The organism is Erythrobacter sp. SCSIO 43205 (assembly GCF_019904235.1).
Classification (GTDB): domain Bacteria; phylum Pseudomonadota; class Alphaproteobacteria; order Sphingomonadales; family Sphingomonadaceae; genus Erythrobacter.
In genome coordinates, this window is the sequence record NZ_CP063202.1 from 2651002 (window position 1) to 2663130 (window position 12129).

At 56.9% G+C, this 12129-nt stretch carries 13 protein-coding genes; 6 read left to right on the top strand and 7 right to left on the bottom strand.

Annotated elements, in window-relative coordinates:
* Both INR77_RS12630 and INR77_RS12635 read left to right on the top strand, forming a co-directional pair.
* Positions 1-468: an Lrp/AsnC family transcriptional regulator gene (locus tag INR77_RS12630; RefSeq protein ID WP_223071384.1), complete on the top strand. Its 468-nt coding sequence runs from the start codon at positions 1-3 to the stop codon at positions 466-468.
* A gap of 62 nt (positions 469-530) precedes the next feature.
* Positions 531-1982, top strand: coding sequence for an NAD-dependent succinate-semialdehyde dehydrogenase (locus tag INR77_RS12635; RefSeq protein ID WP_223071385.1), 1452 nt, complete (start codon positions 531-533; stop codon positions 1980-1982).
* 49 nt (positions 1983-2031) lie between these two features.
* Here the strand turns inward: INR77_RS12635 and INR77_RS12640 are convergent, their stop codons facing one another.
* From INR77_RS12640 to INR77_RS12660, 5 genes are all read right to left on the bottom strand, one after another.
* Positions 2032-2193, bottom strand: a complete 162-nt coding sequence (locus INR77_RS12640) for a hypothetical protein (RefSeq protein WP_223071386.1) — start codon at positions 2191-2193, stop codon at positions 2032-2034.
* Positions 2194-2332: 139 nt separating this feature from the next.
* On the bottom strand, positions 2333-3502 hold the full coding sequence (locus tag INR77_RS12645; protein WP_223071387.1) for an alpha-hydroxy-acid oxidizing protein: 1170 nt from the start codon (positions 3500-3502) through the stop codon (positions 2333-2335).
* Between the two features lie 81 nt (positions 3503-3583).
* Positions 3584-3946 carry a thiol-disulfide oxidoreductase DCC family protein gene (locus INR77_RS12650; RefSeq protein ID WP_223071388.1) on the bottom strand — a complete coding sequence of 121 codons (363 nt, stop codon included), beginning with the start codon at positions 3944-3946 and terminating at the stop codon, positions 3584-3586.
* A 106-nt stretch (positions 3947-4052) separates the two neighbouring features.
* Positions 4053-4799: a hypothetical protein gene (locus INR77_RS12655; RefSeq protein WP_223071389.1), complete on the bottom strand. Its 747-nt coding sequence runs from the start codon at positions 4797-4799 to the stop codon at positions 4053-4055.
* Entirely contained in the window at positions 4786-6894 is a 2109-nt protein-coding gene (locus INR77_RS12660; protein ID WP_223071390.1) for an adenylate/guanylate cyclase domain-containing protein, read from the bottom strand. The genes INR77_RS12655 and INR77_RS12660 overlap by 14 nt, the downstream gene beginning before the upstream one ends.
* Positions 6895-7085: 191 nt before the next feature.
* On the opposite strand from INR77_RS12660, the gene INR77_RS12665 reads away from it, so the two are divergent.
* From INR77_RS12665 to INR77_RS12675, 3 genes are read left to right on the top strand one after another with little or no spacing between them, the layout of a single operon-like run.
* A complete protein-coding gene (locus INR77_RS12665) occupies positions 7086-7562 on the top strand; it encodes an STAS domain-containing protein (RefSeq protein ID WP_255573779.1) in 477 nt (158 codons plus the stop codon).
* A 22-nt stretch (positions 7563-7584) separates the two neighbouring features.
* The gene (locus INR77_RS12670; RefSeq protein WP_223071391.1) at positions 7585-8553 is read left to right on the top strand and encodes an MBL fold metallo-hydrolase; all 969 of its coding nucleotides are present in this window, start codon (positions 7585-7587) and stop codon (positions 8551-8553) included.
* A 9-nt stretch (positions 8554-8562) separates the two neighbouring features.
* Complete coding sequence (locus tag INR77_RS12675) at positions 8563-10602, top strand: CHASE2 domain-containing protein (protein ID WP_223071392.1); 2040 nt, start codon at positions 8563-8565, stop codon at positions 10600-10602.
* Here the strand turns inward: INR77_RS12675 and INR77_RS12680 are convergent.
* Together INR77_RS12680 and INR77_RS12685 are read right to left on the bottom strand one after the other, a co-directional pair.
* Positions 10599-11228 (bottom strand): OmpA family protein, encoded by a 630-nt coding sequence (locus tag INR77_RS12680; RefSeq protein WP_223071393.1) that lies wholly within the window; start codon positions 11226-11228, stop codon positions 10599-10601. The two genes, INR77_RS12675 and INR77_RS12680, sit on opposite strands and share 4 nt — an antisense overlap.
* Positions 11228-11662, bottom strand: coding sequence for a FecR domain-containing protein (locus INR77_RS12685; RefSeq protein WP_223071394.1), 435 nt, complete (start codon positions 11660-11662; stop codon positions 11228-11230). Before INR77_RS12685 ends, INR77_RS12680 begins: the two co-directional genes overlap by 1 nt.
* Positions 11663-11756: 94 nt before the next feature.
* Between INR77_RS12685 and INR77_RS12690 the strand changes: the two genes are divergently transcribed.
* Entirely contained in the window at positions 11757-12113 is a 357-nt protein-coding gene (locus INR77_RS12690; protein ID WP_223071395.1) for an ATP-binding protein, read from the top strand.
* Positions 12114-12129: the final 16 nt, after the last annotated feature.

Below are 12129 nucleotides of genomic sequence, written 5' to 3' on the forward strand. Positions count from 1 at the left end.
ATGGAATTCGACCAGGTTGATCGCAAACTTCTTCAAACTCTCTCCAAAGAAGGCCGCGCCAGCCATCAACAATTGAGCGAGCAGATTGGTCGCTCACCGACCTCCATCGCCCGGCGACAACGACAGCTTGAGGAAGCTGGAGTTATTCGCGGGTTTGGCGCTGATATTGATATGGCCGCGCTTGGCTTTGGCGTGACGGTGCACCTCAAGATCACGCTTGCATCGCAAAGCAATGAAGTCTTGAGCGCCTTTGAAGACGCCATTCGCAAAAGCCCCTCCGTCATCCAATGCGAGCTTATGTCGGGGGCCGATGATTACTATGTGACCGTTTTGGTCAGTTCTCTCGAACACTTTGAAAAAATCCACCGCGAGGAATTGTCCAAGCTCCCCGGAGTATCGCGGATGGAAACCGGATTCGTGCTGCGTAAAGTGGTCGAAAGACGCCTTCCCCCCGGTTGGCAGGATTGAAACGAGCGAGCGCGATGCTAACTTAGTTGCGACTGCAACTAATGCCCCCAAAAGGAAATGTTATGACCGCCTATCCCACAATCAAAATGCTCATCGGTTCTGACTGGGTTTCGGATGGCGGCGAAGGCGCGATGCCGATTATCAATCCCGCCGATGAACAGAAAGTGGGAAGCGCGCCCAAAGCTTCGAAAGAGCAACTCGACGCAGCGCTTGCGGCGGCGGAAGAAGCATTCCCGATCTGGTCAAACACCCCGGCGATTGAACGCTATCGCATCATCCGACGTGCGGCTGATCTTCTGCGCGAGCGGGCGGAAAAGATCGCGCGGGTAATGACGCTTGAGATGGGTAAACCCCATGCGCAAGCGCTGGGTGAAACCACGGGCGCGGCGGATTTGATCGACTTCCTCGCCGAAGAGGCGAAGCGTCAGGGTGGCCGTCTTGTCCCGGTGCGCAGCAACAATCTGCTGGAACAACGCGTGACGCAAGAACCAGTGGGTCCGGCAATCCTGCTGACCCCGTGGAATTTCCCGATTAACTTGCCCGCCAAAAAAATCGCCGGCGCGCTTGCCGCCGGGTGCAGCGCGATCTTGAAACCAGCTGAAACAACGCCAGCTACCGCGCAAATGCTAGCCGAGTGTTTTGTCGATGCTGGGCTTCCTTCGGGCGTTCTCAACGTCGTTTATGGTGACCCTGCAATGATTTCAGAGCACCTGATTTCATCGCCCATTCCTCGCAAAGTAAGCTTTACTGGCTCCACCGCCGTTGGCCGCCAATTGGGCGCGCTCGCGGCACAAGGGCTCAAGCGCTACACCCCGGAGCTTGGCGGTCATGCACCGGTGGTTATCGGCGAAAGCGCCGATTTTGAACGCACCGTCGCCGCCTGCGCTGCGACCAAGTTCCGCAATGCCGGGCAAGTGTGCGTCAGCCCTACCCGCTTTCTCGTGGCGCGCGGCATTTATGACAAATTCGTCGCCGAATTTTCCGCACGCTCGCAAAAGCTCAAAGTTGGCGATGCAAGCAAAGATGACAGCGTCGAGATGGGCCCGCTTGCCCACGCTGGCCGCGTTGCTGCGATGGAAGACCTCATGTCATCGATGGGCGGGGCGCAAGGGGAAATCGTTTCAGGCGGCTCAGCAATTGATGGGCCGGGCCATTTCTTTGCGCCCACTATCATCGCCTCACCTTCGCCTGAAAGCCGCTTGATGACCGAAGAACCTTTCGGTCCAGTCGCAGGGATCGTCCCCTATGACACCATCGAGGAAGCGGTGAGCATCGCCAACTCGCTGCGTTATGGACTGGCGGCCTACGCTTTCACCAGCTCGCTTGATGAAAGCCATTATTTAGGCAATTCGCTGCGCGCAGGCATGGTGGCGATTAATCACTTTGCCGTCGGCTCGCCAGAGACGCCGTTTGGCGGCACTGGGGACAGCGGGTTTGGCTCTGAAAGCGGAGTCGAAGGCTATCTCGGTTATACTGAGACGAAATTGGTCACGGTCGCCAAATCGGCACCGTGAGCCCTAACAGCGCGCGACAAAAATTATGCTGGACTTTTTCGGTGCGCGTTTAGCGTTTGCCAAACACGCCCGAAATAAAGCGTGCAACCGGGCTTTGGGTTGGCATGGGACGAATGCGTCCATACCGGGCCCGGCGTGAGCTTTCATCACCGAAGCAGACTGTGCGCCCCATGGCATCTGGGCCAGAAGAGATAATCGTTGGTCGTTCCATCAAAATCGCGTCCCCGAATCGCGTGTTTTGTCCCTAACAAGAGGCTAACACCGAATCTGTGGAAAACTGAGTCCGAATTTGACGATGGGCATACAATTTTACATTTGCTGTCAAGTCACTGAAGCATAAGTATTATTACTCAAGGTAGATCAGTGCGTTGTGCCCCTGCCTCGCGCACTGCGGCCAAATCGGGATAGCCGTTCACCGCCATCATGAGATCGGCTTCTGCCAAAATACAGCGAAGAACCCAGGCAGCACCCTGTGCGCCGCCAATGGCAAGACCGTAGGTGTAAGGGCGTCCCACACCCACAGCCGTCGCGCCAAGCGCCAGTGCCTTCACCGCATCCGAACCTGAGCGTACGCCGCTATCAAACAGCACGGGCGTATCGCACGATGCGGCGACGACATCGGCGAGCAGGTCAATCGTCGCAATGCCGCCATTGGCCTGCCGTCCGCCATGGTTCGAACAGTAAATTGCATCCGCACCGTGATCGATGGCCTTACGAGCGTCGTCGGGGTGACAAATTCCTTTAAGCACAATCGGCAGGTCGGTGACCGATTTGAACCATGCCATATCCTCCCATGTGAGGACTTGGCCGAAAATCGCCGCAAACATCATGACCGCGGCTTTGGGGTCCTCTTCCGGCGGCTTTTCCAGAAGGCTGCGAAAGACCGGGTCAGAAAAGTAGTTTTGCATCACTTTCCCACGCAATTGCGGGAAGTTCGAGGCATTCAAATCGCGCGGACGCCATCCGGTGAGCCAAGTGTCAAGCGTCACCACAATCGCCTTTGCGCCAGAGGCCTCCGCCCGCTTGATCAGGCTTTGTGCCAGTTCACGATTGCGCGGTGTATAAAGCTGGAAGAAAGCGGGCGTATCCCCGCAAGCCTCAAACACGTCTTCCATCGGATCATTGCCAAGGGTCGACACGCAAAACGGCACTCCCGTTTGCGCCGACGCGCGCGCGGCCGCCATGTCGCCGTGGCGGTCCTGCGTTGCCTCTCCGTTAAGGCCAATCGGCGCCATGAAAAGCGGGCTTTTCAGCTTCATCCCGAACAGTTCGATCGACAGATCACGCTCGGTGCAATCGACCATCATGCGCGGGATCATGCCCCAATGGTGAAACGCGCCTGCATTGCTGTTTTGTGTGTGCTCATCACCGCAACCGCCTGCGACATAATTTGTGAGCATCTCACCCAAGGCCTGCTGCCCGCGCTTTTCAAGCGTTGCGAAATCAACCGGATAGTCGGGCAAAATCCCCTGCAAACCAGCGTTGTAAATCTCGTTCTGCATCCCGCCAAAATTGTGCATCGGGCCTCTCTCTCCCTCAGTCTTGTTGTGCGAAAGAAGACCTTATGTACGCCTTGAGGGCAAGCCTTTTGTGCAGGCTCTTCAACTCACAAGCTTCTGCAAGCGCGGGCGCACGCGCAGGAAAGCGACATAAAGCCGCTCCAACACCGCCAGAACGAGCCGATTTTTCGCAATCAGGCCAAGCGGGCGCAAGGCAGGGATTGTCCGCCACATGGCCGCAAAGGCGGCTGCGCCGCTTAGCACTTTGCCATTCTCTTCAGCATGAAATCGGGCCAGCAACTCGGCTTGGTCGATCGGGCAGGACGGATCTCCCTTCCCCGATACGTCGATAAAGTCGATTGCTCGATTGCGATCAAGCCGTCGCATCACCGCGATCTCGCGAATGCATAAAGGACAGGCTCCATCGAACCATACTTTCAGGCGAGGAGATGTGGATGTGCTCATGCTAGTGGGAATGCGTGCCCTGGAGCTAAGTTCCATCCCGGCGCGCGGGCACAAAAAAGGGCGCCCCGCCAAAGCCGAGCGCCCTTAATCAATTGATGCGCGCAGATTAGGACGCTTCGGCTTCGGCAATATTGCCAAGCACGCCAAGCTGGCCCATGCAGCCATTCTCGGCGAGCGCGCCCGCAAGCGCGTCGGGCTGGCGATAGGTTTCGGTGAGCTGCACGATCTTTACATCAACCGAAGCCGGGCTTGTGCCCTCAGGCCCGGGGCCCGTGATCGTGTAGGTGGCGCCATCAGCGAGCTTCATCCCCTCAGGGTCAAGAGCGCGCATACTTTCAGTTTCAACGAAGGTAACACCAAGCGATCTGTCAGCGCCCTTCTGAGTGATCAAATAGGTTTGACCTTTGTCAGCAGCAGGGCGCCACAACTGAACATTTTCAAGATCATAAAGACAGGTCGTGCCAGCAGCGGCAACATTGACCATCCAAAGGTTTGGCATGGTCGCTGAACCGCTACCGCCGCCGCGCACTGCCCCCGTGCGTGCCCGGCTCGATGCACCCTGACGCGTCAGTCGCGCAAAGCGTGCACGCGTGCGGGTTGCGCCCTCGCCCACACGGAAAGTGCCCGGACCTTGCATTACTTTCGTGCCGCCATTGACCAGCACGGTAATCTTATCGCCTGGGCGAAGAGTAATCGTTGAACTGTCAGCGACTTTTTTGCCCACCGGATAGGTGGATGCCGAAGGGCCTGCTGATTTTACGACGACACCTGCCGAAACTGCACCTGGAAGTGTCATTGCAGCCGCAACAGCTGCGAGGCCCGCGATGCGAGCCTTGGATTTAACCGAGAACATATGCTCCCCCATCATTCAAATTGCGAATTCGGTATGCGTAGTTTTCTAGCGCCGAATCCTCGGGATGACCAGCGACCACTTGATCAATAATTTCGACTGCTAACTCAAGATTGCTATCTACAAGCTGAACGGCCTCTTCAAGTTTGCGTCTGTCTTCTTCAGGAAAGCCGGGTTTGGGGTGGTAGATATCGACCGGTTGCGCCCGCCCACGAAGGACAATGCGCCCCATCGGCACCCACCAGTCCGGATTAGCCTGTTCGATGATCTCGCGGCTTGCCGATACGTTGGATTGCAGTGGCTTATTTGCCGCTTCAAGCCGTGCAGCCGTATTCATGGAATCGCCAAGAGCGGTGTATTGGATGCGGGTTTCACCGCCAAAGTTGCCGACCACCGCTTCGCCATAGTGGAGCCCGACACGGGTTTTTCCGATTTTAGGAAGGTTAGGGTCCATTTCGGCGACCTCCTTGCGGAAATCTTCCCCTGCCTGCCAGATTGCATAACCCGCCTTGAGCGCGCGCTCTGCATCGTCTTCGCGAGCAATCGGCGCGCCCCAGAACGCGACCACCGCATCGCCCACATATTTGTCGATCACACCGCCATGGTCGAGCACCACCTTGCTCAGCATCTCAAGGTAGCGGTTCAATAATTTTGCGACCATTTCCGGCTCGATCGCGTGGCTCATCTTGGTGAAGCCCTCAAGGTCTGAGAACATGACGTAAATGTCGCGCTTTTGCCCACCCAGTGAAAGCAGATCAGGCTCATCAATAATCGCTTCAGCGATGTCGCGTGGGATATATTTGCCAAGCGCACCTTGCGCAAAAGAACGCTGCGCTGCGCCAGCTGAACGCGCGGCAGCCGTCACAACCGTAAAGGTGATGATCCACGCAACCAGCCATCCCACAGCGGGCAGGCCATAGGTGTCGACTTCATTGAAATGCAGCACAAAAGGCAAACCGATATAGATCGCACCCAGACCCAGCAGAATGGGCACCAGCCTTTGCGCAGGCGATTCAAGCAGCGCGACAACAATCGCGCTGCCAACCACAACCAGCGCCATGATCCAAAGGCTCCATTCAGGGATCTGCGTCAACCGCTTCCCGTCGAGCATCTGAGCGATCAGCTCACCATGGACCGACAGCCCGGATGGCTCAAACCCTGTCCACGAGGTGAAGGAGGTCACCACCCGGTCATAATCGAGAATATCGCCGCCGATGAGCACATACTTTCCCTCAATCTCCTGTGCGACAAATTCGGCCACCGCCGGGTCAAGATCGAGGAAAAGCTCGATGGAAAGCGTCAAAAACAAAGGCTCTTCGATTGCACCTTGAGCAGCCCCCTCGCCTTCCTGATCATCTTCGAAATCGGCTCTCAGAGCGCGCCTGTATTCAATTGCGCCTTCATAGCCTGCAAACTCCTCATAAGGGCCTCCTGCATCCATGAGCATTGAGCGGCCGAGCAGTGGGGGCAATTCAGGGACGATGTCAGGCCACACCCGCGTTGCACCAAAATCATCGCTCAGCCGGATGCTGGCCCGCTTGGCGTTGGTGTCGCCCTCTTCAACCGCCGCCATGAATTCATCAAGGAACTGCTGCTGCTGATAAACAATGTCTGCCTCGTTTGTGGCAACGGTCGCATAGGCCACTGAAGTCGGCGTCTCCATCGCGCGCAGGGTTTCGACAAGGTCAATATCTTCGGCTTGAGGCTGATCGAAAAGAATATCGATGCCGATGGCTTTTGCGCCCATCCCATCCAGATTGCGAAGCGCCTCTGCCAATGCGCCGCGCGGCAGGGGGGAGCGCTTTTCCAGATTGATCAGCGACTGGTCGTCAAAAACGACAAGAACAATACGGTCATCCTGCTCGACCAGATCGGCAGCAAGGTAAGCGCGCGTGTCATAAAGCGCGCGTTCGGCATCACTCGTGATAGCGGTGGGCTCCTCGCCACCGGGTAATGCCCAGCTGTAGCGGGCAATAAAGATCGAAAAGGCCACGAATATGACCATGCCGACAAGCTGCACCATGCCCGCTTCGCGAAGTCCGCGAACATTGCGAGCAAATGCGCCGCTGCGTTTTTTCTGAGGGCTTTGCCCCGCCATTACACAATCCCCCTTGGCCCGAACGAGGCTCTATCCGCCACAATTGAAAGCAGGTTTCATAGGGCCCGGCAAGCTCGAAGGCCCTCCATCGTCGTCAAAGGCGCGGTTAAACGCTGCGAGTGCGCGCAATAGGAAAAAATTCACAAAATTCTGATTTATTGGCGGTGCTAACCAAACCAAAAAGGTCGCTTATGCAATCGCTCGCCCAGATCGCTCCCATCCTTGGGAGTTACAACGAAGCCCCCGCGGCCGCGCAACTTGCCCCCAAAGCCCGCGCTGCTGCACCATTTGGCAATTCACGTAAGTCGCGCTATGCAAACGAAATGTCGGCGAGCGAACTGCAATGGAACGATGAAGTGCGGGGCAATGCGCTCGTGCTTTCGCCTAAGGGCAGAGTGGACGAGGCAACAGCCGATGCGTTCAAGGATCATCTGGTCGAATCGATGCAATCGAGCCCAGAGCGCGCCGTGATCGACCTTTCCGGCATTGACTATATGTCTTCGCGCGGCCTTCGCGGGTTCACCTTGGCACAGCGCGCGGCCACGCAAAACGGGACGACTATTGTACTTGCCGCTCCCAATGATACTCTGCGCGAAATTCTGCAGATCAGTCGGTATGATACGATCTTCACCGTCACCGAAACGGTAGAGGCTGCGCTGGGGAATTAGCTGCACTAACAGGGGGGGGTAAATGCAGATCAGGTTTTGGGGAACACGCGGGTCACTCCCCGTTGCCCCTCACGCGTCAACCGTCACCGATAAGATCGCAGATGCTCTTGTCGCAGCAAACGGCCAGAATTTCCCGGATAAACAGGCCGCCCTTCATTACGCCAAGGAACAACTGCCATTCGCAATCGGCCAAGGGTATGGCGGTGCGACAAGCTGCGTTGAGATTGATGTGGGCAAAGGCGCATTTGTCATTTGCGACATGGGTTCTGGCCTTCGCGAACTGGGCCTCGATACGCTCAAGCGTTTATCGCAAGGGGGGCGGGATAAGGAATGGCACTTCTTCCTATCGCATCTGCATTGGGACCACATCATGGGCTTCCCCTTTTTCGTGCCCGCTTTTGTCGAAGGGGCAAAGGTGATCATCCATGCAGGACACAGCGACGCTGAAACCGCGCTTCGCCGCCAGCAGGAAGAAATCTCTTTCCCCGTGCCCTTCGACTGGCTCAAGGCAGACATCGAATTTCGCACTTTGACACCGGGCGAAGAATACCAGATTGGCGAGCTTACCGTTGGCCTCACCCGGCAGGAGCACAGCCATGACAGCTATGGCTATCGCTTCACTGATGCCGCCGGGCGCAGCGCGGTTTATTCGACCGATGCTGAATACAAGATCGACAAAATGGGCGAAGAAGACGACATGGCCCAATTCATGTCAGGCGCCGATCTTGTCATCGCAGACACCATGTATTCGCTCGCCGATAGTGTCACGATGAAAGAGGATTGGGGACACTCCTCCAACATCGTCGCGGTCGATCTGTGTCGCAAAGCGGGCGCAAAGCGGCTTGCGCTGTTCCACCACGAACCGACATATTCCGATGCAGACATTGCCCGGATGCATGCGGAGACGGTGCGTTATGAAGAGCTCTTGCGTGAAGATGCCACCCCACTCGAAGTGCTGTGTTCCTACGATGGCCTTTGCCTTGAGCTTTAGGCTGCGTTGATGCCTGCCAAATCCAAGCGCCTTATCATCGCCGCTGTTCTGATTGGCGCTTTTATCGGCCTTGTGGTGAGCTTACTTGGCGGAGAGTTTCAACGCCGCCTTGTGTTTGACAGCTGGCAAGATCTGGCCCCGCGCGATAGCCGCAGTGATGATGTCGTGGTCGTGATGATCGACGATGCGAGCGTTGCGAAGAAGGGTCAATGGCCGTGGCGGCGCACCGACGTCGCGGCTCTGATCGAAAACATCGCGCAAACCGGGCCAAAAGTGATCGGTATCGACATCTATTTCACCGAACCCGACCGGATGCGGCCTGAAAACTTTGCGGATCTTTACACCGAGGACGCTCTCGATGCAGCGACGCGCGAGAAGCTTTTGACGCTGCCTTACGGCGACCAATATCTCGCCAGTGTGATCGAAATTGCGCCCACGGTGATGCCTTGGGTGACGACCGATTCAGGCGGGCGACCCTTGGCGGACCTCACCTTTGACGGTGTCGAAGGAGAGCCCCCCAAAGGCATTGCAACGACGAAGAAAATGCTCACCAGCATCAAGCTTCTGGATGACATAGCCTTTGCGCGTGGCGTTGTAAAAGGCCCCCCCGATGCCGATGGAATCGTCCGGCGAGTGCCCTTGGCAGTCAAAGCGGGCGATCAAATGGCGGCAGGCTTTGCCGTTCAAATAGCCAACATGGCGATTGGCGAGGATGCTCCCAGGTGGGTCGACGGGGGCATGAAAATTGGTGATCGGATCGTGCCTACCGATGCCAAAGGCAATTTTGAATTCAAGATGGCCCCTGACTGGGACGAGCAGGCGCTCTCAGCCATCAACGTGCTTGAAGGCGATTTTGTCGATGTCGAGGAATTGCAGGACAAGATCGTGCTTGTCGGCTTCGGCGCGACGGGCACCACGGATATTGTCGCAACCCCTGTCGAAGCCGAAATGCAAGGCACATTGATTCAGGCGCAAGCGGTGGATGCGATTTTGAACGGCCACTGGCTATCGCGTCCCGTGTGGGCAAAGGCGCTGGAATGGGCGCTTGCCCTTGGCCTTGTAGCCATGCTCTTGATCGCAGGACTGAGCATCGCGAAATGGTTGATTGTGCCAGTCTCGGCGAGCGTCGCAGTGCTGCCTTCAGCATCCTATATCGCCTATGACGCTGGCGGCATATTGTTCGACCCGGCGCGTCCATTGGTCATCGCAGTTTTCGCCGCAACTGCGCTGGTCGCGGTGCGTTACGCCCTCGCCTTTCGCGAGTTGGTCGAAAAGCGCATTGTCACCGCCGAACAGGAAAAAGAAAACGAAAGCGCGCGAAAGCTGCAACTGACCATGGTGCCAAGCGCTGCGCGGCTCGCGCGATTGGGCACGCGCACAGAGATCGGCGCGGTGCTGGAACCTGCCAAATCGGTCGGCGGCGACTTCTACGACGCGATGGAATTGGAGGGCAATCGTCTCGCCTTCCTCGTGGGGGACGTCAGCGGCAAGGGGCTTCGCGCCGCGCTCTTCATGGCGCTTTCCAAATCGGTATCCAAGAACAACCTCATGCGCTCAAGCGGTGACCTTGAGGCAGCCGTACGCAAGGTGAACGCGGACCTGATGGCCGAAGAGGATGAGGAGATGGACCTCACCATGCTCGTTGGCATCATTGATTGCTCTACGGGCATGGTCGAAATGGTCAACGCTGGCCATGAAGACCCCATGCTGGTGCGCGCCGATGGCAGTGTCGAGGTCGTCAAAATGGTCGGCGGGCTTCGCCTGCGCACGCTTGACGATTTTCCCTACAGCGTTGAAACCCTGCAGATGAAACCAGGCGAAAGCCTTGTCATTATCACTGATGGCGCGACCGACGCCATGAATGTGAAGCAAGATCGTTTTGGATTGGACCGCGTAATGAAGGCGATCGGCGACAATACCAAGGCCAGCGCCCCTGAGCGCGCAAAGCATATTGCCGTCAAAGTGCGCGAGTTCGAGCGCGGGATGGACCCGGCCGATGATCTGACGATTTTGACGCTGCGTTATCTTGGCGCTGAGGCGAGCAATTAGCGGACAGTAACGACCACCACGCGGTAAGCGCGATTGGGCTGGCCTTCTTGTCCAGGTTGCAAGCTTGAGCGTGCCCAGTGCCAGGAGCTTGCAACCGCCTCGATGTCGTCCTCTTTGATCGGGAGATTGGACTCGCTCACGCGCTTGCGCACTTGGCCAAGAACAGTTTGTGCACGCTCAGCCGATACACGGTTATTCACTGCCTCATTGCCGGTTGCATCGGTGTGCGCCGCAATCTCGATTTCTGCTCCGGGCCGGTTTTCAATATTTTGCGCAAGAAACGCTTGAAGCCGGTCCATTTCAGATTTGCTAAGCGTCCCTTCGCCGGTTGCAAAATAGAAAAAATCGCGGGCAAAGTGCTTAGGCAAAAAGCCCATGATCTCGGTGTGAACCGGGTCGGCCTCATCAAGCTGATCGAAGCGCGGTTCTTTTTCGCCCCTAAGCTTCGCCTGTTGGTTCGCCGCAGTTAAATAAGCTTCGCTCCCATCGGCATATTCAACAACAACTGCGCCTGTGCCCTTACCCGGTATTGCCGGCGACAGAAGCGTCACGCGCTCCTTGGAAGACGCACACCCTGCCAATGCCAGAGCGCCCCCCAGCGCGATCAATCCAAGTGTTTTTCGCATTATTCATCCACCTCAATCACAAAAGTGGTCCCCCGAACACCCAGCGTCGATGTGGGTGTTCTGAATTTCATTCGGCCAGAACGCGACAACTCCCCGCTATCAACGCCGACCTTGCCGCGCTCGATTTTCATAGAGCTTTCGCCTGTGCGCCGCGCGCGGTCAAAACGATAGCGCGAGATAATCATCCGGCTTCCCGGAGCGACAACAAGCCTTGTGTTATCAACAAAGGTGATGCCTGCTCTTTGGCGCGCAGTGGTCACGACAATATCGCCTTCGCGCAGCTTGAACCCGGAATTGCCCGTAAGCTTAGCACCGCCCCGTATGACTTCGATCCCGCCAGCGGTCACATTCTTGATCCGCCCGATCTCATTAGCGAGTGCAGGCTGCGCCATCATGGCCATCAGCGCTGCAATAAAAATGGTTACATTTCGCATATATACTCCCCAGCCTGGGCTGTGGTAGCACAATTTCATGGAACACAGGAGCCGATTTTCCGCATTCGCTGCAAAAGAATGTAACACTGCCCCCGTGATCCGCGCCGCAATGCGATTTGCGCGTGATTTTCTGGCTGCCTATGAAGTCGAGCCACGCCTTCAGGTGAAGCTTGCCATTGTGGTCGAAGAGCTGGTTACAAACGCGCTTAATCACGGCAGAAAGGGCCACGACCTCACCCTTTCGCTTGAACTTTTACAGGAGCGCGAGGCCATCCGCTTAGTGATGGAAGACAACGGTATCGCGTTCAATCCACTGGTCGTACCGCCTGTTAAAGCGCCGGACCCGGAAACAGGGGGTGGGATCGGCCTTGCAATCGTCCACGCCTGGGCACGTGATACCCACTACGCAAGGGTTGGCGAAATTAACGCGTTGGCCCTGACATTATCATAAACCCTGCGCATGAGCG